Raw genomic sequence first — 23,783 nt, forward strand, 5'->3', positions numbered from 1 at the left:
TAAACATTGTTTTCCTCAACAGGACCAATCTTGTCTGATATAAAACTCAAACCTAATCCTACATTCTTTCCAACTGGAGCGTGACCAAAAAAGGTACCTGTAGTAGGCGCATCCTCAATCTCAACCCACTGCTTTCTGTATAATAATCCCATAGATAAATTATCCTTACTTCCAGCATATGCCGGATTCATTACACTCATATTATACATGTATTGTGTGTAATGGGGATCTTGTTGTGCGTGTAAATCTACAATTGTAGAAAATACAACTAAAGCTACTAAATATAGTTTCTTCATTATTCTTATTTTTTATGGCTGCTACCAAAGTAGCAGCCTTTTTAATTATTGCTGTCTATTAATATACACCCAACCTGTTTTAGCAGGTAAATCGTTAAATTCAATTACATAATAGTAAGTACCATCAGGTAATTCATTTCCACCATCAGATTGTCCAGACCATTCATTAGAATAATTGGATTTACTATAAACTTTAGTTCCGTATCTGTTAAAAATCTCTACTTTACTAACATCATAACCAGATAAATCCCAAGAATCATTATCTCCATCATTATTTGGAGAAATACCTTTTGGAATTTCACAACCAATTACGTTTAGATCCATAGTTGTAATATCTGCACAGAAACTTACGTCTGGAGTAAAAGTATATGTAATAATTCCTACCTGTGAAGTATTAACTGTTGCTGGATTCCAAGTTCCTGTAACCCCTTCTATTGAAGTCAATGGTAATTCAACAAAAGCTCCAAGACATAAATCATCTAATTGAGTAAATGTTGGAAGAGATCTATCATCAATAGTAACATCTATTGTTCCAATAGCAGCACATTGACCAGCATTTGGAGTAAATGTATAAGTAGTTGTACCAATAATTGAAGTATCAATTGTTGCAGGCGACCATGTACCAGTATAACCTTCAATTGAAGCAGCAGGTAAAGTAGCTGTAGTTCCTTCACAAACATCTATAATATTAGTAAAAGTTGATGGGTTATTTGGTGTAATTACAATAGTAGTTTGACTACTACCCGCATTTAAACAATTTGTAACATCTATAGCAACAGTATACGTAACAACATAAGTACCTGCTGTACTAAGTGATAAATCTATAACACCAGTAGAAGCATCAATTGAAAGACCAGCAGTAGAACTATAAACTCCTCCTACGGTAAATCCTGCAGCAGATGTATTTGGCGATGGATTCGTCGCATCTGAAATACAAACTGGAGTTGTATAAGAAATTGTTGTTACTGGATCTGCATATACTACAGGATCTATTGTAAATGTTAACGGATTAGAATTACATCCTGTAACTAAATCGGTTGCAACTAAAGTATACGTACCAGGTACAACACCTGTAAAATTAGTACTAGTTTGTGTTGTAGAAGTTACTCCATCACTTAAAGTATACTCAAAATTAGTTACATAAAGACTATAGAAACCTACATCTGAATAATCAGGAAGGTTTGGTGCAGTATTAGTCCAATCAATAACATCCCAATCTGCAGGATCCCATGTCATTGTAGGTAATACTGATGTTGAAAGTCTTCTGTAATTATACCCTACACCACCTGCTGGGGTAAATACAACTTGATTTACACCCCAATTATCTAAGTCTACATCAGTACTAGTAGTTAAAACAATATTATCATTATTATTAACTCCTGCACAAGTAGTAAAAGTTAAATCAGGAACTATACCACCTTGATTAGGACTATTACTTAATTTAACAACAACAACATCATCGTTTGCAAGGATACCACTTAAAGCTAAATTACAAGTAGGTGTACCTGTTGCGTTAGTATACACTTTTAATTTATAATTTGCTAAATCAACAGCACTTCCAGTACCGTTATAAATTTCTACATACGTTAAAGATCCAGAAGTGTGATCTGTTATCTCAGAAATAAATAAATCAGAAGGTGTATTTAAAACTGAATTTACAGGAGATGCTACTGTAAATGAAGCCGTTTGGTCTGCACAAACTGGGGTTTGAGTTATATTAATAACTGGAACCGGAATTGATGTAACCACTACAGTACCTATTTGACCCGTTGTAACATTACTACAAATTCCAAAAGTTACACCTGTTAATTCAAGCATTACATCTGAAACTGGCAAAGCAACCGAAACTGTAACAGAACCAGATGCTTCGATATCAACTGTTTGAGTTATACCTCCATTAATAGTATAAGAAACTGTTGCATTAGGAGTACCCGTAATTACAAAATCAGCATTTCCAACACCTAAACAAATATTACTATCAACAACTGCTAATGTAGCTGTTGGTAAAGCATTAACAACTACTGATGATGTGTTATTTACAAGTATAGAACAAGAAGGATTGAAAATACTTACTAATTGTAGATTAACTGTACCAACCACTGGACTATTAATTGTAATAGTAGCCAAACCAGTAGTAGCATCTAAAGCAATTGTTTGATTTGTTCCTCCGTTTATTGTATAATTTACATTAAAACCAGGTGAACCTTCAATTGTGAATACAGCATTATCACCTATACAAATTTCAGTATTAGAAGTAACCTGAGTGATACTTGGTGAGAAATTTGTAATTACTATTGGTGTGGCATTAAAAATATCACATCCATTAATTTGGAAATTAAAGTCTGCATAAGTACCTGCATTTAATCCAGATAAAATTATTTGTCCACTTGAATTTGCTATAAAGTTAGTAGGACCAACTGTTACCATATCATCTGTATAAGTAACTGTATAAGTTTCACCAGCAATAAATCCTGAAGCAGTGATTGTAGCATTAGAACTACCACATTGCTCATTCGTAAATGTAAAGATAGGTGAAGCCTGAATAGTAAAGTTAGCTTTGTAATTAGAACCATTATTATTCACAAATATAGTGTCATCACAATCTACAGTACTGTTATTATCCCCTGTTAAATCAAAATAAACCTCAACAACATAATTACCAGCAGGATAATTTGTTAAATCTATAGGAGATTCGGCATTATTTAATACTTCTTGCCATTTTTGATCTCCAACATTACAAGCACCTCCAGAAGCAAAATTTCCAGCAACACAATCATCAAAGAATGGTAAATTTAAAACTGTAAAAGCTCCTGGTGTAGATGTCGCTTCATAAATTCTATAATTTAATCTAGCACTACAAACATTAGCTGTAGCTGTTTTAAAAGATTTTAATTCACCTCCTCTTAAAATAAGATTTCCTGAATTTTGTATATATACTCCTAAATCTGAGCTTGGGAATACATTAGTAGATGGACCTATTAAATCAGTACCAATTCCAGTAACATTATAAAACTCACCTTCAGTAGCTGTATTTGTACAGTCTTGAATCCAAACTGCTGTTGCGAAAGAATTAAAAGTACAAGTACCTAAGATTTCAACATTCATTTCAAATGTTGGAGAACATGGGAAAGTTGCGACATCTGGAGTGAAAATATATAAGAAAGTACCAGGTGTAGCCGTATCAATTTCAGTAACTGGATTTCCAGATAATGACCATTGACCTGTTACACCATTAATTGAAGTATTACTCAATGCAATATTTGGACTACCAGAACATACAGATCCAGGTGTTGCAAATGTTGGAACAATAGTTTCATTAAGTGTAACAACTATTTCGTCTTCAATATTATTAATTCCACAAGTTATTCTCACTTTATATGTTCCCGATTGATAAACCGTTAATGTGCTTGTTGTTTCACCTGGTATTAATACACCATTAAAGAACCATTCATAAGCATCGGCAGTTGTATTAGAAGAAACTAATTGATATGAATCAGCACAAAGTACCTGATCTGGTCCTAAATTAGTACTACAAACAATATCACAATTTGTTGCTCCAGCCCCAGTACCATTTAAATTGGTTTGTGTAAATGTTACAGTCCCAGGTTGGTTACTAAAGTTAGTAATCAATACAATGTAAATATCATTAAGTTGCGCATTATTAATTGTGAAATTTTCAATCGCAGCCGCTGAATAACTACATGACGCAACATTATTTGGAATCGTTGTATTGCCGTCAGGGAAATCATATAAATCATTACACGAAGTTGCAAACTCTGCTGGTGTAAATGGTCCCCATATAATGTAGTCAACATCAATTCCACCTCCTGTTGTATTATTTGTTTGAGAAATTTGAAAAGTTAAATTTCCTGTCTGACTTACCTGCATAAAATACCATGATGGGTTAGGTGTGGTAAATAAACAACCTATACCTCCATAACTAGGAACTCCTACTGAGTTTGTATAAACCAATCCTGTTTCACCACAAAATGCAGAAGCATCAGAACAATCAACTGGTGTACCAACACACAATGTAAAAGTAGTGTTTTGGTTAGGAGTTGCCGTAAATGTATAAACTCTAATATAATAAGTTTGACCAGGAACTAAATTAGCAGCAACACTACTATTGTTATCACTACAATATAATTGAGTTAATGCTCCACAAGTTCCAGAATAAACCACATGATACATGTCTGTAGTACTACCTGCTACGTTTACAAGTGAAATTGTATGAGTCCCTTCCGTTGCGGTAAATTGAAACCAAACGTCATCATCATCTGTTCCAGCACATCCATTAGGATCTGATGAAGCAGTAGCACCTAATACAGTTCCATTAACAGAATTTATACAAGCAGTTCCAGTATTAACAGGAACATTTATTGCTGCTGCACATTCATCATTGGAAATTAAAGTCGCAAAATTTGTTGGTCCTCCCCAAACACTTGAGTCTGTTGGACTACAAATGGCTCTAACATATACTTCAAATGAAGTTGCAGACGGGAATCCAGAAAAACTATAAGTTGGTGAACTTACAACTGCTGTAGGAGTAGCTCCATTTGGTGGATATCCAGTACCTGTTGGTTGAATGATTACCTGCCATTGTGTAGCTGATGGAGCATTATTTGTCCAAGTAATAGTTCCAGAAGTCGTTGTTAAAGCACTTACTACAATATTTGTTGGCGCAGGACAAGTTGGCGGTGTACACATAGCAGGTCCTGAATATAAAAGAGACCCTTGCGTTCCCGTGTTAAATGGCTTATTATATATTTGAACACCTAATGGATCAATAATTGCAACTCCAACTTCGTTAGCAAAACCTCCACCTGTATTCCAAAACAATTCAAAAGGTTGATTACTACATAAAGATACTGTTACGTTGACAGGACCATTACCATTTGTAAAAGTTCCACCAATAGTAGCTACTGTTTGACCAAATTGCCTAATAGACATGGTGTTTCCATTCCAACCGTCCCCCCATGAATCTGTCATTCTAAAAATGAAATCACATTGTTGAGAGGCTGCACATAATGCAGTGGTAAAAGTTCCAGAATCAGACCAAGGACTAACATTGTCTAATCCACAAACAGCTCTTACATAAAAATCATAAGTAGTAGCAGCTGTTAAACCTGTTAGTGTATATGGATTTGAAGTAATTCCTGTAACTAATGTTCCTGAACCTTGAACAAAACCAACTGGTCCATATTCAACTTCCCATTCTGTTGCACCTGTTGGATTAGTCCATCCTAAGTTAACAGAAACGTCTCCAATGGCAGAAACAGTTAAATTTGTTAATTGTAAACATTGTCTATCCACATTAACTTTATCTAAAATCCAGCGATCTCCAAGACCACCAGTAACTTCATGAACAAAAGCAATATGAACATTTTGACCTGCATATGCATCTAACAACACGAAAAATTGTTGAAATCCTGTTGCGTTTATTTCTAATTCTGTATAAGTTGCTAATGTTGTAGTAAAATCAGCTATGTTTTGACCAGTAGTTGATAATAATACTTTGTATATACTTCCTTGCTCTCCAGGAGAAAAAGATCGAGCAAAAAACCTTACTTGTCCATTTGTAGGGACAGTAACTTGAGGCGTAATTAACCAGTCTTGTGCAAGACCTGGAATACTTCCTTCACGATTTGACATAGCAGAAGCAACACCAATAGTCCAAGTATTTGGCAAAATGGTATTTCTTCCCCAAGATTGAGCAGTTCCGATGCCGTTGTCTGTTACCACCCACCCAGGAGGTGGAAAAGCCACATTTTCAAAGTCTTCAGACAATTGTCCGAAGGCAAAAAAAGTAAAGAACGACATGAAAAAAAGTAATAATTTTTTCATTGTTAAAATATAGTTATGGTTTGATTAATTTTTCAAAGTTACACAATAAATTAACCTACAAACTTAATATCGATAAAATGCGTTTTTTATCGATAAAATGCATTTATTAAGATTATAGATTTTATGTATATTTGTAAAAAATAATTCAACTTTGAAAATAAACTCAAAAATCTACTTTGCTTCAGACCAACATTTTGGGGCACCCACTCCTGAATTAAGCTTCCCAAGGGAGCAAAAGTTCATCAATTGGTTAGACGAAGTAAAACATGATGCAGATGCCATTTTCTTACTCGGGGATTTATTTGATTTTTGGTTTGAATATAAAACCGTAGTACCAAAAGGTTTTGTAAGAGTTTTAGGAAAACTAGCAGAAATAAAAGATGCTGGAATTCCAATTTATTTTTTTGTTGGAAATCATGATTTATGGATGGGTGATTATTTTGAAAAAGAACTCAATATTCCTGTATATCATGATAACCAAGAATTCACTTTTAATAACAAAACATTCTTAATTGGTCATGGAGATGGAAAAGGACCTGGTGATTTAGGCTATAAAAGAATGAAAAAAGTGTTTACTAATCCTTTTTCAAAATGGCTATTTCGTTGGTTACATCCAGATATTGGTGTGAAATTAGCACAATATTTATCGGTTAAGAATAAATTAATTTCTGGAGCTGAAGACGTTAAATTTCTTGGAGAAGAAAATGAATGGTTAGTACAATATGCTAAACGTAAATTAGAAACCAAATCTTATGACTTTTTTGTTTTTGGACACCGCCATTTACCAATGATAATAGATGTTTCTGAGAAATCAAAATACATTAATTTAGGCGATTGGATTGGTTATTTTACCTATGGTGTTTTTGATGGCTCAACTTTTGAATTAAAAGAATATAAAAATTAATCTTCTTTTTCTAAAGCTTCTACTTCTTTTTCTAAATCTAACTTTCTAAAAGAAGGCGAAATAAATGCTGTTATAACCACTGTTCCAATTGTCAAACAACCACCAAAAACCACTGCACGAACAACTCCCATTAATTTTGCTGTAACACCACTTTCAAAAGCTCCAAATTCGTTTGAAGAACCCACAAAAATTGAATTTACTGATGAAACTCTTCCACGCATATTGTCTGGTGTGTGTAATTGTAAGATCGTATTTCTAATGACAACCGATACACCATCAGCAACCCCACTTAAAAACAAAGCTAGTACAGAAATCCAAAATATTTCAGATAAACCAAAAACAATAATACATAGTCCAAATATAAAAATAGCAGTTAACAATTTAACTCCCGCATTTTTATTTAATGAAAAGTAAGCAGCTGCTAACATTGTAATGATTGAACCAACTGCCGGAGCAGCGCGTAATACTCCAAAACCCTCAGAACCTACTTTTAAAATGTCTTGGGCAAAAATGGGCAATAAAGCCACTGCTCCACCAAACAAAACAGCAAACATATCTAATGAAATAGCACCTAAAATGGTTTTATTATTAAAAACAAACTTCACCCCTTCTATTAAACTTTGAAAGATTGGCTCTCCAATTTTTGGATTTAAAATAGGTTTTCTTGTAATTTGAGTTAACAACATTAGAGCAACTAATGTGCAAGCAAAAACCAAACACATAGACCAATGTACGCCCATAATTCCTATTGAAAAACCAGCAAGTGCGGGTCCAAACATAGAAGCCAATTGCCACGTTGAACTACTCCAAGTAGCAGCATTTGGATAATTTTTCTTTGGAACAATTAAAGAAAGTAAAGAAAAAACTGTTGGCCCAATAAAAGCCCGAACGAATCCTCCTAAAAAAACTAATGCATAAATAATCCATAAAATAGTTGACTTCGTTAGCGAGGAAACAACACTTGGAACAGTAACTAAAAAAAGACCTAAACTAATAACAGAAAACCCAATTAAGCATTTAACCAAAAGACTTTTCTTTTCTTTTCATTTTGATCTACAATATGACCCGCAAATAGTGCCATTGAAATAGCAGGAATAATTTCCATTAAGCCAATAATCCCTAAAGAAAGTGGATTTTTAGTTAAACTATACACTTCCCATTCAATAATAACAAATTGCATCGACCATGCGAAAACTAATGCAAAACGCATTCCAAGAAAAATTCGAAATTCTTTAAAACGAAGCGCTGCGTAAGGATCTTTTTTAGCCATTTGAGGAACGAATATCACGTAATTGCAACTGCAAAGTTATTATATCTTTCCATTCATTTTCTTCCAAGGAGAAAATTGCATCGAATTTATTTTTGTTTGTAACAATATCTAATTTGTTGCCCAATCCAAAACCAATAGCACCAAAATTTTCCGAATTGCCTTGTTTTACAAATGCTTTCAAATGTTCGTTATCGGCACCTAAAGTTTTCGCATAACCAGAATCGGTTAATCCTTTCGCTAAAAATAAAGGCGTCATGTTTTCAGGACCAAAAGGTTCAAACTGTTTCAATACTCGCATTAATTTTGGATGAATTTCCGATAAATCGATTTCTGCATCGTAAGCAATTTCAGGCATTAACAAATCGGGGTGAATAGTTTCTTGAACTACTTTTTCGAAGGCATTTTTGAAATTATCGTAATTTTCTTCTTTTAGCGTCATTCCGGCAGCATACATGTGACCGCCGAATTGCTCCAAATGTTCCGCACAAGCTTCCAATGCATTATACACATCAAAATCTTTTACTGAACGTGCCGAAGCCGCTAATTTATCTCCGCTTTTTGTAAAAACAATCGTTGGACGATAATAATTTTCTACCAATCGAGAAGCCACAATACCAATAACTCCTTTGTGCCAATTTTCTTGATATACAACGGTTGAAAATCGATTTTGTTCGTTATTTTCTTCTATTTGAAGTAAAGCTTCTTTCGTAATTTGTTTGTCTAATTCTTTTCTATCCGAATTATGTTGCTCGATTTCGGAAGCGAATTGTTCCGCTTGTTCTAAATTGTATTCCGTTAATAAAGCAACCGCTTCGTTTCCGTGTTTAATTCTTCCTGCAGCATTAATTCTTGGTGCGACAATAAAAACAACATCAGTAATCGTTAAGACTTTCTTAGCTTCGCTCCGTTCGCCGTTGGCTCGGGTCTTTACATTTTGAACCAAAGCCTTAATTCCAGGACGCGGATTCGAATTAATCACTTCCAAACCAAATTTAGCCAACACCCGATTTTCACCAGTAATCGGAACAATATCAGCGGCAATAGCTGTTGCAACCAAATCTAAATATAAGACCAAATCAGCAATCGTTTGGTTTCTGTTTTCGGCTAAAGCTTGAACTAACTTGAAACCAACACCACAACCACATAATTCGTCATACGGATACGAACAATCGTCTCGTTTTGGGTCTAAAACAGCAATAGCATCTGGGAGAACTGGTCCAGGTCGATGGTGGTCGCAAATAATGAAATCGATATTTTTTGCTTTGGCATAATTTACGTGATCTATCGACTTAATTCCGCAATCCAATGCAATAATTAAAGAAATATCGTTGTCTTCGGCATAATCAATTCCCATATAAGAAATACCGTAACCTTCTGCATATCGATCTGGAATATACGTTGCAACATTTGGATAAAAACTTCGTAAATAACTCGAAACTAAAGAAACAGCGGTTGTTCCATCTACATCATAATCGCCAAAAACTAATATATTTTCGTTATTTGAAATAGCTTTTTCAATTCGCACCACAGCTTTGTCCATATCTTTCATGAGATACGGATTGTGCAAATCGGCTAAAGTGGGACGGAAAAATGTTTTGGCTTGTTCAAAGGTTTCAACACCTCGTTGAACTAATAAAGTGGCGATAATTTCGTCAACTTGAAGGGCGCTCTGAATGGCTTGTACTTTTTCTTGATTTGGCTTAGATTTTAGATTCCAACGCATAGTTTAATTATGAATTAAAAATTTTGAATTATTTTGAATGGCATAAATGAATTACAAATGTATATAGAAAAACTGAAATAATAAATTGGGAGTCAAAAGTTCCATTATTTTTTAACTATTTTTGAAAAACATTACATTAAATAAATAAAGATGCAAATTCAAGGACAAATTGTCGACATCCTAAATAAAAGAATCTACTCGGGTGAAGTTACTATCGAAAACGGAAAAATAAAATCCATTATTGAAAAAGAACATGCAGAAAAATCATTTATTCTTCCGGGTTTTATCGATTCTCATATTCATATAGAAAGTTCTATGCTTGTACCTTCTGAATTTGCAAAAATCGCAGTTTTACATGGAACCGTTGGTACAATTTCTGACCCTCATGAAATTGCAAATGTATTAGGAAATGAAGGTGTTTACTACATGATAGAAAATGGTAAAAAAGTACCACTAAAATTTCATTTTGGCGCGCCATCTTGTGTTCCTGCAACTTCCTTTGAAACAGCTGGAGCTATAATAGATTCTGAAGGAATTAAGGAGTTACTAGCTTCTCCAGATATTTATTATTTAGCCGAAATGATGAATTATCCGGGTGTTTTATTTGATGATGCAGAAGTGATAAAAAAAATAGAATGGGCAAAGCATTTTAATAAACCTGTTGATGGGCACGCTCCAGGCTTAAGAGGTGAACCTATAAAAAAATACATTTCAGCAGGAATTACAACAGATCATGAATGCTTTACGTATGAGGAAGCTGCTGAAAAACTATCTCTTGGAATGAAAGTCATTATTCGTGAAGGAAGTGCAGCAAAAAACTTTGAAGCTTTAATTGATTTACTTCCTGAACATTACGAAAATATGATGTTTTGTTCAGACGATAAACATCCAGATGACTTAATAATTGGACATATTAATACTCTTTGCGCCAGAGCAGTTGCAAAAGGAATCGATTTGTTTAAAGTTTTACAAGCAGCATGTATAAATCCGGTACATCATTACAAAATGAATGTTGGTTTGTTGCAACAGAACGATTATGCTGATTTTATAGTAGTTGAAGATTTAGTTAATTTTAAAGTTAGTAAAACATTTATAAATGGTGAATTAGTTGCTGAAAATGGTATTTCAAATGTTAAACATGTTTCATTTGATAGACCAAATAATTTTAATATCACAACAAAAACCATTTCAGATTTTGAAATTGAAAGCACAGCTTCAAAAATTAGAGTAATTGAAGCTTTAGAAGGTCAATTGATTACGAATGAATTACATCATGCATCACTCATCAAAAACGGGAAACTTGTTTCTGATACAAATAATGATGTTTTAAAAATGGCCGTTGTAAATAGATACCAAAATGCAATACCAGCAATTGCCTTTATAAAGAATTTTGGGTTAAAAAAAGGTGCTATTGCAAGTTCAGTGGCACACGATTGTCATAATATTGTAGTAGTAGGAACTTCTGACGAAGAAATTTGCAGAGCTGTTAATTTACTAATTGATAACAAAGGTGGCATTTGTGCTGTAAATGGTTCTGAAGAAAAAGTTTTATCGTTACCAGTTGCAGGAATTATGAGTGCAAAAGACGGATGGGAAACTGGAAAATTGTATCAGGAAATTGACAAAACAGCAAAAGAACTAGGAAGCAAATTAAAAGCACCATTTATGACGCTTTCTTTTATGGCTTTATTGGTTATTCCTGATTTAAAACTTTCTGACAAAGGATTATTTAGCGGAAATAGTTTCTCGTTTGTAGATTTAGATGTGGAATAACTTTCACCTTATAATTTATTAATTTCGAACAAAAGATTGAATACATCTCATTGAAAATTATGTGATTTCTACTTGCGTCGAAATGACAAACAACTACAACTTATGATAAAAAATCGCTACCTCAACTTTTGCAAATTGACGGAACATTTCCATTACGCCACAATATTTTTCTACGGATAAATTTACCGCTTTTTCTAACTTTTTCTCGTCTAAATTGATGCCGTAAAAATGGTAATCTACTTTTACTGTGTGATAGGTTTTGGGATGTTCCTCGGTTAATTCACCTGAAGTTTCAATTTTGAAATCGGCTACTTCTAACTTCATTTTTTCGATTAAAGAAACTACGTCTAAACCGGTACAACCTGCTAAAGCCGATAACATCAAAGCTTTTGGACGCAAGCCTTTTCCTTCGCCTCCGTTTTCTGGTCCAGCATCAATTGAAATAATATCGCCACTTGGATTTGTGGACTCAAATTGCATGTTACCTTTCCAGGTAGTAGTTATATTGTGTGTTTCCATCGTTTTTAATATTATGCTATTGAACAAAATTTACAATTAATGCTAAACATTTTTGGAATCCATAATGCTATATTGAGAGCAAATAACAATAATAGAAAACCAGTTTTATTTTTCTTGAAGAAAATCAAGTATAAAGAAAATATAAAACTTATTACAGCAACCAAAAAAGTAATTATCATTAAATAATCTCCATTTGCTGAATGACTATTTGCAAAAATTTGAATATTTGGAATGACTTCAAAATGAATTGTAATGTTTGTTGCTAAAATAACAAAAAGAAACAATCCTACTTTCTTAAAACTCATCATCCTTTAGTCTTGATTAATCCTCCAACACAAACCACAATCTCACCTTTAGCGGGTTTCGCTTCAAAATGTTTTAAAACTTCTTCAGCGGTTCCTCTTACCGTTTCTTCGTGTAATTTAGATAATTCTCGGGAAACAGAAACAGGTCTGTCGGCCCCAAAATATTGTGCAAATTCGGCTAAGGTTTTATTTAATTTATGTGGCGATACATAGAAAATCATCGTACGACATTCTTCTTGCAAAGCTAAAAATCGAGTTTGTCTTCCTTTTTTATCAGGTAAAAATCCTTCGAATACGAATTTATCGTTAGGCAAACCACTATTTACCAAAGCAGGTACAAAAGCAGTTGCTCCAGGCAAACATTCTACTGCTACTCCATTTTCTACACAAGCACGCGTAAGCAAAAATCCAGGATCTGAAATGGCTGGTGTTCCTGCATCGCTAATTAAAGCAATGGTTTCGCCTGCTTGTAATCGCTTGACCAAATTTTCAACGGTTTTGTGTTCGTTGTGCATGTGGTGGCTGTGCATGTGTGTAGCAATTTCGAAGTGTTTTAGCAATTTTCCGCTGGTTCGTGTGTCTTCTGCTAAAATTAAATCGACTTCTTTTAGTACTTTAATAGCACGAAAAGTCATGTCTTCTAAATTGCCAATTGGCGTAGGAACGATATATAATTTACTCATTTAAAACAGGTTGAATTTAACTGGATTTTTTAAACACATAGGCACATAGTAATATTTGTATTTTGAAAAGAATAATATAGAAAATAAATTTTCTTCACATTAGCTATACGTGCTAAACAAAACTCAAACAATAAAAAAAACATATGTTTCTACGTGATTAAATTAAAAACACGAATTAGCACAAATTTTTTAAACATATAGGTCATATAAGTTTTTCTAAGTGAATTACTTAAATCGAAAAAGTTCATAAAAGGTTATACAAACTTAAACGCTCTGTGTATCTCTCTAAAAAGTATCTACTTCAAAAAAAAACTCGGTGAATCTCTGTGTTAAAACTCGAATTTCACGAATTCACCAATAAGGAATCTGTGACTAAAAACTGAGACTGCGACTAAAATTTAACTAAACTTCTTCTCCACAATTTCCATGAAACGTGCTTCAAATTCTTCATTTCCTTCCCAATTGTTATAATCGGGCTTTACAAAATCTTGCACAAAAGAACGAGCTTCATCAAAACTATCAAAAGTATTTAATTGCGAAATTACTCGGTTAAAATCATCCGAACTTCCAGCAAATAGTTTTTTCTCAAATCCAATTCGGTCATTCAAACCAAAAGAAATAATTTTATTTAATCTATCGTTTAATGATGAAATTTTATCTTCTTTTTGTACTTTTTCAAAAGTAGTTTTTACTTCAACTTCTAAAGGAGCTATGGTTTCAGCCGCAACTGGTTCTGATTGAATTTCTACTTTAATTTCTTCTGTAACAGGTTCAACAGCTTCAAAAAATGTTTCAGATGCTTTTTCAACTTCAACAGGAACGTCTTCTACTTTTACAAAATCTAATTCCGTATAATCATGAACTAGCATGTCTTCAAAAGAAATTTGCTTCGCTTGAGTTCCAATAACTCCAGATTCTGGTTCAGATGGAATTTCAGCTTTTATTTCTTCAACTTTTTCTTCAACAACGGGTGTTATTTCTTCCTCATCATCCTCAACTACTAATTCGGCAACAATTACTTTCTCAACTTCAATAGGCGCTTCAAAAACTTGAGCATCAATCTCAACCTCATTCTCAACTTCGATGTTTTCTACCACAACATCAATTGGAGCGTTAAAAACTTCTGTTGGTTTTCCTTCTAATTTTTCTTCTAAAACCTCTTGCGAAATTTCATTTTTTACCAATTCGAAATTTTCTTCATAGAAACGTAAAATAGTCAATTGATCATACAAGTTTTTAGCTTCTTGTTGCAATTGAAGTGTTTCAGAATGGTTTTTAAGCTTTAAAATTCGGTGCGCAATACTGATTAATTCAGCTGATATTCTTTTCTTCATAACTTTGGTGCGTGTAGTTAAATATATCGTTGGTTTTTTACTATTTTTGTTTTGCTTACAAATGTAGCAGAAAATAATTTTTTAACGTACGAAAGATACAAAATGTTTCTCGAAAATACCGTAAATCAACAAGAACAATTTGGCTGGATAGAAGTAATTTGTGGCTCTATGTTTTCGGGTAAAACTGAAGAATTGATTCGCCGATTAAAGCGCGCTCAATTTGCTAAACAAAAAGTCGAAATCTTTAAACCAGCTGTAGACACGAGATACCATGACGAAATGGTAGTTTCTCACGATGCCAATGAAATTCGTTCTACACCAGTTCCTGTTGCTGAAAATATTCGAATTTTAGCACAAGGTTGCGATGTAGTGGGCATAGATGAAGCGCAATTTTTTGACGAAGAAATTGTTGCGGTTTGTAATGATTTAGCCAATTCGGGAATTCGAGTAATTGTTGCTGGTTTGGATATGGATTTTAAAGGAAATCCTTTTGGCCCAATGCCAGCGCTTATGGCTACAGCTGAATATGTTACCAAAGTTCACGCTGTTTGTACACGCACTGGAAATTTAGCGCATTATAGTTTTAGAAAATCTGATGACAAAAGATTGGTTATGCTTGGTGAAACTGAAGAATACGAACCATTAAGCCGTGCAGCCTATTTTAAAGCAATACGCGAAAACATGAAAGTGAAAGATGTTGAAATTGTAAACAAGCAAAAAGACAATAACACATAAATTGAATCTCACTATCACCCATATCATTTCATTTTGTAAAGGCGTTTTTCACGGAAATTCGACTGAATTTACCGCAAGTCACATTTCGATAGACAGCCGTTCGTTGCAAAATGGAAGCAATACTTTGTTTTTTGCTATCAAAGGACAAAACCACGATGCGCATTTGTATTTGGAAGAATTGATTTCAAAAGGCGTTCGCTATTTTGTGGTTGAATATATTCCAGAACATTTGTATGAAAAAGCGAATTTTATTATCGTTGAAAATTCGTTAAAAGCATTACAACAAACTGCGATTGGGTATCGAAAACAATTCGATTTTCCCTTTGTGGGAATTACCGGAAGCAACGGAAAAACCATCGTGAAAGAATGGTTGAATTTCCTGTTGAGCCCGAATCATTTGATTGTTCGAAATCCGAAAAGTTATAATTCGCAAGTTGGAGTTCCCTTATCGGTTTTAGGCGTAGAAGGAACATATGATTTTGGACTTTTTGAAACCGGAATTTCGTTACCCAACGAAATGTTGCAATTGGAAAAAATAATTACTCCAAAATATGGCATTTTAACCAATATTGGGGCAGCACACGATGAAGGTTTTCCAAATCGTGAAGCCAAAATCAAAGAAAAAATTAAACTTTTTGAAAATTGTACCGACATTTTTTTAGAAAAAAACGAAAGTATTGAGGTTTTACTTTCAAACAAAATTCAAAAACACACGTGGAGTTTTTCTGATGAAACTGCACATCTTTTCGTTACGCAAAAAAAAGAAAACAACACAACGCAATTAACTTTTAAAAACAGTACTACTTCTTTTAGTGTTATTGTTCCTTTTTCTGATGCTAATTCTATTGAAAACGCAATTACTTGTGTAAATTTTATGCTTTTTCTAAACGAAGACATTTCATTTATTCAAAAGAGAGTTGGTGAATTATATCCTGTAGAATTAAGACTTCAGGCAAAAAAAGGAATCAACAATTGCTTGGTTATAGACGATAGTTACTCCTTAGATTATCCGTCACTAAAAATAGCATTAGATTTTTTAGAACAACAAAAATTACACGATAAAAAAACAATTATACTTTCTGATATTTTTAATAGTGGAATTGCATCAGAAACTTTATATAATCAGGTTAAAAATTTACTTTCCAAAAATAAAATAGGTCGTATAATTACAATTGGCGAAATAATAAACAAGCATTTAAAAGATTTGCCAAATGTAATTTCTTTTGCCACAACGCAAGAATTTTTACAGCAATTCAACACACAATCGTTTCAAAACGAAACCATATTAGTAAAAGGTTCTCGTGGTTTTAACTTTCATGAAATTGTGGTTTTGTTGGAAGAAAAAAATCACGAAACCATATTAGAAATCAACTTAGATGCGATTAGTCACAACCTGAATTTCTACAAATCCAAACTAAAACACGACACCAAAATTATGGTCATGGTGAAAGCGTTTGGTTACGGAAATGGCGGGTATGAAATTGCGAAATTGCTCGAACATCATAAAGTCGATTATTTAGGTGTGGCTTTTGCCGATGAAGGGATCGAATTACGAAAAGCCGGAATTACGACTCCAATTATGGTTTTAAATCCCGAAAATAGTAGTTTTAGAGCCATGATTGCTTACAATTTAGAACCCGAAATTTATTCGATTACGGGTTTACAAGCTTTTCTTAAAATTGCTCAAGAACAAAATATTTCAAATTATCCGATTCATATTAAATTAGATACCGGAATGCATCGTTTAGGGTTTGAAATGCCTCAAATGGATGAATTGGTATCTTTGTTAAAAAACAACAACTTTATTAAAATAAAAAGTGTTTTTTCTCACTTGGCTGCGAGTGACGACAAAAAATTTAATGAATTTACACAATTACAATTTCAACGATTTGATGAAATGTATAATGCTATTGCCGCTGTGCTTTCCTACATTCCAATTCGTCACATTTTAAACACGTCTGGTATTTTTAATTACCCCGAAAAACAAATGGAAATGGTGCGATTAGGGATTGGTTTGTATGGAATTGGAAATTCGGAACAAGAATTACAAACGCTAGAAAATGTAAGCACCTTAAAAACAATCATTTCACAAATAAGAGAAGTTTTACCCGGAGAAAGCATTGGTTACAGCCGAAAATACAGCGTAACTAAAAAAATGAAAGTCGCTACGATTCCGATTGGTTATGCCGATGGCATTCGAAGAGCTTGGGGAAACGAAAAAGGCTATGTTATTATAAACAATGAAAAAGCCACCATTTTAGGTTCGATTTGTATGGATATGATGATGGTTGATGTTACTTCCATTTTTTGTAAGCCTGGAGATGAAGTCATTGTTTTTGGGAAAAACCCAAAAGTAACAGAGATGGCAAATGTAATTGGCACGATACCTTATGAAATTCTAACTGGAATTTCGCAACGTGTTAAAAGAATTTTCTACAAAAATTAAAATTGTGTTAAAATTTTTGTAAATTCGTAAAACTAAAACAAAAAAACTAACTCTTAAAATTAAAAACTATGGGATTTTTTGCAGATTTTAAAGCCTCTTTAATGAAAGGCGATGTATTAAGCCTTGCTACTGCCGTTGTTATTGGTGGTGCTTTTGGTAAAATTGTTGGCTCTGCAGTTGACGATGTAATTATGCCAATTGTTGGGCTAATAACAGGTGGAATTGATTTTACTCAAAAATTTATTGCATTAAACGGCGAAAGTTATGCAAATCTTGATGCGGCTAAAGCAGCAGGAGCAGCAGTAATTACTTATGGTAACTTGGTACAAGCTATTATTAACTTCGTAATTATTTCGTTATTTATTTTTGTAATATTAAGAGCAGCAGAAAAAGCGAAGAAAAAAGAAGAAGCAGCTCCAGCGGCACCAGCAGGACCATCTCAAGAGGAATTGCTTACACAAATTAGAGATTTATTGAAAAAATAGTCGATACCGCTACATTATATATTCTAATTAAACCACGCCTTTGGCGTGGTATTTTTTTTGAGAATTTTTTTACTTACATTTATCAAAAAATACGTTCTTACAAAATAAAAAATGCCGATTTTGTCCAAATTTGTCCATTTTTAGGAGTTTTTGAAATAGCGTTATGCCTTATAAATAGTAGCCTCATTAACAATTTGACTACTATCCTTTCGGTATGCTCGTGCCTAACCGCCATGGCTGCAGCAATAGCTACCGCTACGGCTTCCAAGGACAAGAAAAAGATGATGAGCTAAAAGGAGAAGGAAATTCGCTGAACTATACGTTTAGAATGCACGACCCAAGGGTGGGTAGGTTTTTTGCAACTGACCCGCTTGAAAAAGAATACCCTTGGTACACACCTTATTCATTTAGCGGAAACAGAGTCATTGACATGATTGAGTTAGAGGGCTTAGAGCCTACAAAACAAAGAAAAGATTGGAAACGTCAACCTAAACTTAAATACCCTAATAGAAAGGATTTGATTTTTTATACTTCAAGAGAAAAAGATAATAAAACTGGAAAAGATAGAACATACTTAATTTTAGAGCAAGACTACGCAACAAATGATAATATGTATGACACTAAACACTTCTATGAGGAAAATGGACAATGGTTGCCTTTTAAAGAAACTAAACCAAAAACTACTCAATTAGCTAAAGAACTAAAACTGATGGCTACAGAACTTGTACCAGATGCTGGTGAAATAAGTATACAAGGAAGTGTAAATGTTATTGATTTTAAGGCTTTAATGAAATTTAAAAATCCCTTCACCATGAGGCTAACTTATAGTGCTTCGTTATTTCATGCTAATGATGGGGGTGGATTTGGTTTTAGTTTGGGTGCGGAAGCCACAAATACTCCATCAATTTTCAGTTTGGACGGGATTAATATAAATGCATTTTATAATAAGACTTATGGAAAAGAATTGCACCTATATGATTTAGAAGGTGTTGAAACAACTTTTAACGCAAATGTATTAGTGCCAGAGTTAGGTGTAAATTTAGGAGGTAATTATATTGATGCACATTCTTATACAGGTGTTGGAGTAAGTGTTTCACCACCCTCAAAAGTAGCAAGTTATTCTGTTAGCACAACAAATACTACTATAAATACAGAGCATTTGACAGAAGATGAAATTAAATTAAAAGAAATAGATTAGTAACTAATATATATTTATGAACAGTCATCTATTTAACAACCTTATTGGGCTATTTATTTTAATAGCATTGTTAATTACAATAAAAAAGGCAAAACCAAATTTATTATCAAAAAAAAGCTTTGTCTTTTTGATAATAATAGCAGTTTGTTTTTTTTCTTATTTATCAATAAAAACTTATTTGACATATAAAGACTTGACTAATTTAAAAATTCAAGATTTTAACAAGTTAAAAGTAATAAAAATTGAAAGTCAAATAGAAAGCGATTCCTTGTGGATAATAGAAGATAAACATACATTAATAAAAGTAATTAATAGTATAAAAAAAAGCAGTATTTCCGATAAAATCAACAATAGAGATGACGGACCTCATTATAATTGTATGTTATATAATGAAAATAAAAAGGAATATTTTTATTTTCAATTATATGGCAAAAATAAAGAATACAAATTGACAATTTCAAATAAATTGACTTACAAAAATTCTGAAATCATAGAGATTATTGAGAAATCAAATGAAAAATATAAGTCAAATAATCGGTAATGTGGTAATGCTTCAAACTTAGTGATGCCACACAATCAAAATACTAACTAATTGATAATCATTTAAATTTAAAAATAACTGTAAATAGGATAAGCTATATAGTTTATCCTTTTTTGCTTTTTAATGGTTTTAAATCGAAGAAAATGATGAAATGGTAAACCTTGTGTTGCAGATTTAGTGATGGCGAATCGATTTATGATGAGGTATTTTGTAACGTGGTTGCATGGGAGCGAATCTGATAAATACAAACAAAAAATCCTAACTCATAAAGTTAGGATTCTTTTTATGTGAAAAGATTTTGTTTTCCAAAAACCCCATCGATACAAGTCTCAACAAAACAATTCTTTTTATGTTCTTCGGGAATTTCATCGATATAAGTGTAGAATTCGGATAACACACTTTTATGTAAGTCTAAACTGGATTCCGTTATGTAGCTTCCGAATTTAATTTCAAATCGTTTGAAATATTCTTTAATTGTCATTCGTTTGGTATCGTTGTCATTGGCAATCGTTTCCACACCATTATCGTGATTTGCAATAGCGCATTCAACTTCAACTTCTGCGCTCGTTTCGGTTTTTACATTTGTTTTGACACCATGCTCCAAAATAATTCGGTTCATGGTTTCAATTACCAAAGTTTTGTCTTTTTCCTCACATAACAACGCATCATAAACATACAGAACAAAAATACCAAGCATGTTTAGGTGCCTAATAACATCGCTCATTATTTCAACTTCGAGCTTAAACATTTTCTTTGAAGTGATTTTGTAACCATGCTCCTTTTTATCGTTGTAAATCCTTGCAAGCATGTCAGGTTCATGTTTTGAATAATAAGCGAATAACGGTGATACCATCATCCCGTTCCAATCCTTATTAAAAAAGCTCAAATGCTCGATTTTAATGTCTTTTAGGTCAATACCAGTTGTTTTCGCAATTTCTTCATGCTTTAAAAATTCGTGTTTGCCATTGTACAAGTGCATTGCTATATTTGGATGTAACGCTTTAAAATCGCATTCTACTAGCTTTTTGCCACCAACTGTAATTTCATTACGAATCCAAGCTGGCATCAACGTAAAAGAGTCAACGACACGCCCACCGCTTTTATGGTCGCCAACACTTGGAATCATAAAGCCTCTATTGGTAAGATATTCAAACATTTTGATGTTGTCTTCTACAAAACTCCTGTTATCAGCATCAATCCAATAACTATTATCATGTTTATTACGCATAGTTAAGATTTTACCTTTTTTAGTAGTGTAACGTTCTTTTACAAATTTTTTACCAATTATCAGCAATTCATTAGATGTAGGTAATTCGATTCGTTGGTATAACTTCATTAGATTGTGACAGATTGGATTTTCCTGAGCTTCATTTATTAGCCTGTAATAAATTTTATTTCTGTTTTGAATAATTCCGCTGTCTTTGACAAAATACTCTGTTAAACCTGGCTTTAAATAGCTGTTAGGTATTCTGTAGCTCTTAGAATATCCACCTTTCGAATAACTCTCATCAACTTCAAGCATTGCACCAGTTGAAGTGCCAGTTTTCAATACCTCTATAATTTTCTTATAAATGAAGGTATTGTCTTTGTTTTTTGTTTGTTCGTGTAATATCTCAGAACTCAGACGCTTCCAACGGTCTTCAGTATAGTAAGTACTGGCTAAGTTGGATAGCACCAAAAGACATTTTTCAACCGCTATGTTAATATCGGTGTTAATTTCTTTCAATTGTGCTTTAGAAACGTATTTTCTTAGATTGGTTTCCGATTTTTTCGGAATCAGGATTGAATTAACATTTGGGAAAATTAAGGCTAATTCTGCTAGTTGTTCGTCATTGTGAAGGATTTGTAAATCCTCTGTATCGCCTGTAAGCGATAAGTACTCTTTTTTAAGATTCATTTGATATTCTCTTATTCTCTTCACCCAACGTGTGGATGATTATTTTTTTTGGCTCCTACACTCGGTAAGAGAAGCTGGGGTAATTACTCCCCAGCAACCAAGGATTTTTTAATGAGTTTTCTCTCATATTATTAATTATACTAACAAATCTGAAAACAGTCAAGTACTTTGGACAACTATTTTTTGAAAACTTTTATTTGTTGGTTTTGGAATAGCGCAAATAGTGCATACTATATTATTTATAATACTTCTGTATTACCTTATTTTATTAGCATTACATAGTGTTATTATTACTATTATTTAAGTAACATATATGAGTAGAAAGATTGAAATTATAAGAAATAATTAATAGTAATTAAACACTAAATTGAATTATATAATTTCAAATAACATATAAAATACCATATCGCACCAAAATATTCAATAAAGCTCTTTTTTTCAATATTTATTGGTTCCTATAGCGCAGTTATTAGCACGCAAAGCGCTAATGCTATAAATATTAATTATTCGCCCCTGTGGTAAAATACAGCCCTTCCCCCCTGTAAACGAATTCAAAAAATGGGAAATATTCATTTTCAGTTATCCACCTCAACTGGAAGGTTCCGACTTAGATATTAATAGGCGAATAAATGCGTTCAAAAATTCTGAGCTAAAAATTTAGAAATCAAAATTCGAGATATTTATTAGTAAATACAGAAATATGAAAATTACAATAACACTCAAACAATTAAAAAGGGTGCTTCGCACACAACCAACAAAACCAATTGTTTTTAAAGTCGCTAATTTCAACAATAAAGAAATGTTGGAATTATCAAAAATGTTTCAACGAAAAGAACGAAGTTAACGCTTCGTTTTTTTTTATGCCTAAAAACAATCAAAAACCTCGCAAGCCCAGGAAATCCAGGATTTTTCTAGGATATGTGAAAAAAGACCTGGACATTTGTTTCACTATTTCAAAGAAGTGAAGGTTGAAGAAAAAACCCAGTAAAATCAAGGGTTCGCAAAGGTTGGTAAAACAACCACTTTCACTAAGGGTAGAAAACTAATAAAAGTGAAACTAAAATCGTAAAATTATGGCATTAAAAGGACAAAAAACAACGAGTGATTTTTTAGAGTGGGAAAAGATGCAATCGCTAGTTTTAAAATTGGAGCGTGATGGTGAATTGAAATTTGCGCTATTGATTGCGACAGGTTCATACATTGGACTTAGAATTTCAGATTTGTTACAATTACGTTGGAATCAAGTTATAGGTGAAGATTATTTTACCATCACCGAGAAGAAAACCAAGAAAACACGTAAAGTAACTATTAACCCTGAGTTGAAAACAATTCTTAATCGTTTGTTTATTCAACTAGGAGCCAAAGAAAATGATTTAATGTTCGTGAACCGCTTCGGGGATAAACCATTTTCAATCCAATACGTGAATAGTAAGCTAAAAGATATATTTACTACTTACAAGATAAAAGGACAGTATTCGAGCCACTTTATGCGTAAAACACTAGGTCGCAGAATTTGGGAAGTGAATAAATATAGTGACCAAGCGTTGTTGTTATTATCTCAATTGTTCAATCATGCGAGCGTATCAACAACCAAAATTTACTTAGGAATTCGTGAAACGGAGATTAGCAACCTGTATTTGAGTCTCTAAACGGCACACAATTTTTACAAAAACAGGTTGCAATTATAGTAAATTATTTAATTTGAGTACGTTACAGATGTTTTTAGAAAATAAGCCAAAAAATTATTCATAAAAATTCAGGTCATTTTTAATGGTTTTTTGCAGATTATTCAAGAAATGAAAAAAATAACCAAATTAAACAATTCAGATA

Annotated in this window: 15 protein-coding genes and 2 pseudogenes; 9 read left to right on the forward strand and 8 right to left on the reverse strand. The window is 33.0% G+C overall.

The features are described 5' to 3' along the window. Both GFJ99_RS12545 and GFJ99_RS12550 read right to left on the reverse strand, forming a co-directional pair. Positions 1–296: PorP/SprF family type IX secretion system membrane protein (locus GFJ99_RS12545; RefSeq protein WP_153209285.1), on the reverse strand; the 296-nt coding region annotated here is incomplete at its 3' end. 45 nt (positions 297–341) lie between these two features. Continuing rightward, positions 342–6,140 carry a gliding motility-associated C-terminal domain-containing protein gene (locus tag GFJ99_RS12550; RefSeq protein WP_153209287.1) on the reverse strand — a complete coding sequence of 1,933 codons (5,799 nt, stop codon included), beginning with the start codon at positions 6,138–6,140 and terminating at the stop codon, positions 342–344. 151 nt (positions 6,141–6,291) lie between these two features. On the opposite strand from GFJ99_RS12550, the gene GFJ99_RS12555 reads away from it, so the two are divergent. Next, a complete protein-coding gene (locus GFJ99_RS12555) occupies positions 6,292–7,044 on the forward strand; it encodes a UDP-2,3-diacylglucosamine diphosphatase (protein WP_153209289.1) in 753 nt (250 codons plus the stop codon). Here GFJ99_RS12555 and GFJ99_RS12560 read toward each other — a convergent pair. Together GFJ99_RS12560 and recJ are read right to left on the reverse strand one after the other, a co-directional pair. Then, positions 7,041–8,314, reverse strand: a pseudogene (locus GFJ99_RS12560) (MFS transporter). The gene GFJ99_RS12555 and the pseudogene GFJ99_RS12560 overlap by 4 nt on opposite strands. Next, the gene (gene recJ / locus GFJ99_RS12565) at positions 8,307–10,037 is read right to left on the reverse strand and encodes a single-stranded-DNA-specific exonuclease RecJ (protein ID WP_153209291.1); all 1,731 of its coding nucleotides are present in this window, start codon (positions 10,035–10,037) and stop codon (positions 8,307–8,309) included. The pseudogene GFJ99_RS12560 and the gene recJ overlap by 8 nt, the downstream one beginning before the upstream one ends. 150 nt (positions 10,038–10,187) lie before the next feature. Here recJ and ade point away from each other — a divergent pair, with 150 nt between their 5' ends. Further along, complete coding sequence (gene ade / locus GFJ99_RS12570) at positions 10,188–11,810, forward strand: adenine deaminase (protein ID WP_153209293.1); 1,623 nt, start codon at positions 10,188–10,190, stop codon at positions 11,808–11,810. 93 nt (positions 11,811–11,903) lie between these two features. On the opposite strand, the gene GFJ99_RS12575 is transcribed toward ade, so the two are convergent. The 3 genes from GFJ99_RS12575 to GFJ99_RS12585 form a co-directional block, all read right to left on the reverse strand. Then, positions 11,904–12,329 carry an OsmC family protein gene (locus tag GFJ99_RS12575; RefSeq protein WP_153209295.1) on the reverse strand — a complete coding sequence of 142 codons (426 nt, stop codon included), beginning with the start codon at positions 12,327–12,329 and terminating at the stop codon, positions 11,904–11,906. A 304-nt stretch (positions 12,330–12,633) separates the two neighbouring features. Beyond that, complete coding sequence (gene rsmI / locus GFJ99_RS12580; RefSeq protein ID WP_153209297.1) at positions 12,634–13,317, reverse strand: 16S rRNA (cytidine(1402)-2'-O)-methyltransferase; 684 nt, start codon at positions 13,315–13,317, stop codon at positions 12,634–12,636. A 398-nt stretch (positions 13,318–13,715) separates the two neighbouring features. After that, the gene (locus GFJ99_RS12585) at positions 13,716–14,651 is read right to left on the reverse strand and encodes a hypothetical protein (protein WP_153209298.1); all 936 of its coding nucleotides are present in this window, start codon (positions 14,649–14,651) and stop codon (positions 13,716–13,718) included. Between the two features lie 102 nt (positions 14,652–14,753). Between GFJ99_RS12585 and GFJ99_RS12590 the strand changes: the two genes are divergently transcribed. The 5 genes and pseudogenes from GFJ99_RS12590 to GFJ99_RS12610 all read left to right on the forward strand — a co-directional run bounded on the left by GFJ99_RS12590 (position 14,754) and on the right by GFJ99_RS12610 (position 20,056). After that, positions 14,754–15,386: a thymidine kinase gene (locus GFJ99_RS12590; RefSeq protein ID WP_153209300.1), complete on the forward strand. Its 633-nt coding sequence runs from the start codon at positions 14,754–14,756 to the stop codon at positions 15,384–15,386. Position 15,387: 1 nt separating this feature from the next. Next, positions 15,388–17,832, forward strand: a complete 2,445-nt coding sequence (locus GFJ99_RS12595; protein WP_153209302.1) for a bifunctional UDP-N-acetylmuramoyl-tripeptide:D-alanyl-D-alanine ligase/alanine racemase — start codon at positions 15,388–15,390, stop codon at positions 17,830–17,832. Between the two features lie 68 nt (positions 17,833–17,900). Beyond that, on the forward strand, positions 17,901–18,317 hold the full coding sequence (gene mscL, locus GFJ99_RS12600; RefSeq protein ID WP_153209304.1) for a large conductance mechanosensitive channel protein MscL: 417 nt from the start codon (positions 17,901–17,903) through the stop codon (positions 18,315–18,317). A gap of 211 nt (positions 18,318–18,528) precedes the next feature. Beyond that, a pseudogene (locus GFJ99_RS12605) lies at positions 18,529–19,515 on the forward strand (RHS repeat-associated core domain-containing protein); the annotation flags it as partial. Between the two features lie 178 nt (positions 19,516–19,693). Beyond that, entirely contained in the window at positions 19,694–20,056 is a 363-nt protein-coding gene (locus tag GFJ99_RS12610; RefSeq protein ID WP_153209308.1) for a hypothetical protein, read from the forward strand. A 283-nt stretch (positions 20,057–20,339) separates the two neighbouring features. On the opposite strand, the gene GFJ99_RS12615 is transcribed toward GFJ99_RS12610, so the two are convergent. After that, positions 20,340–21,953, reverse strand: coding sequence for a hypothetical protein (locus tag GFJ99_RS12615; protein ID WP_153209310.1), 1,614 nt, complete (start codon positions 21,951–21,953; stop codon positions 20,340–20,342). A 700-nt stretch (positions 21,954–22,653) separates the two neighbouring features. Between GFJ99_RS12615 and GFJ99_RS12620 the strand changes: the two genes are divergently transcribed. After that, entirely contained in the window at positions 22,654–22,797 is a 144-nt protein-coding gene (locus tag GFJ99_RS12620) for a hypothetical protein (protein ID WP_153209312.1), read from the forward strand. Positions 22,798–23,026: 229 nt separating this feature from the next. After that, the gene (locus tag GFJ99_RS12625; protein WP_238990108.1) at positions 23,027–23,602 is read left to right on the forward strand and encodes a tyrosine-type recombinase/integrase; all 576 of its coding nucleotides are present in this window, start codon (positions 23,027–23,029) and stop codon (positions 23,600–23,602) included. Positions 23,603–23,783 lie beyond the last annotated feature (181 nt).

Source organism: Flavobacterium sp. LMO6, assembly GCF_009495795.1.
Classification (GTDB): domain Bacteria; phylum Bacteroidota; class Bacteroidia; order Flavobacteriales; family Flavobacteriaceae; genus Flavobacterium.

Coding starts and splice junctions, on each gene's coding strand:
- GFJ99_RS12550 (WP_153209287.1), bottom strand. CDS start 6,140: ATGAAAAAATTATTACTTTTTTTCATGTCGTTCTTTACTTTTTTTGCC.
- recJ (WP_153209291.1), bottom strand. CDS start 10,037: ATGCGTTGGAATCTAAAATCTAAGCCAAATCAAGAAAAAGTACAAGCC.
- ade (WP_153209293.1), top strand. CDS start 10,188: ATGCAAATTCAAGGACAAATTGTCGACATCCTAAATAAAAGAATCTAC.
- GFJ99_RS12575 (WP_153209295.1), bottom strand. CDS start 12,329: ATGGAAACACACAATATAACTACTACCTGGAAAGGTAACATGCAATTT.
- rsmI (WP_153209297.1), bottom strand. CDS start 13,317: ATGAGTAAATTATATATCGTTCCTACGCCAATTGGCAATTTAGAAGAC.
- GFJ99_RS12585 (WP_153209298.1), bottom strand. CDS start 14,651: ATGAAGAAAAGAATATCAGCTGAATTAATCAGTATTGCGCACCGAATT.
- GFJ99_RS12590 (WP_153209300.1), top strand. CDS start 14,754: ATGTTTCTCGAAAATACCGTAAATCAACAAGAACAATTTGGCTGGATA.
- mscL (WP_153209304.1), top strand. CDS start 17,901: ATGGGATTTTTTGCAGATTTTAAAGCCTCTTTAATGAAAGGCGATGTA.
- GFJ99_RS12615 (WP_153209310.1), bottom strand. CDS start 21,953: ATGAATCTTAAAAAAGAGTACTTATCGCTTACAGGCGATACAGAGGAT.
- GFJ99_RS12620 (WP_153209312.1), top strand. CDS start 22,654: ATGAAAATTACAATAACACTCAAACAATTAAAAAGGGTGCTTCGCACA.
- GFJ99_RS12625 (WP_238990108.1), top strand. CDS start 23,027: ATGGCATTAAAAGGACAAAAAACAACGAGTGATTTTTTAGAGTGGGAA.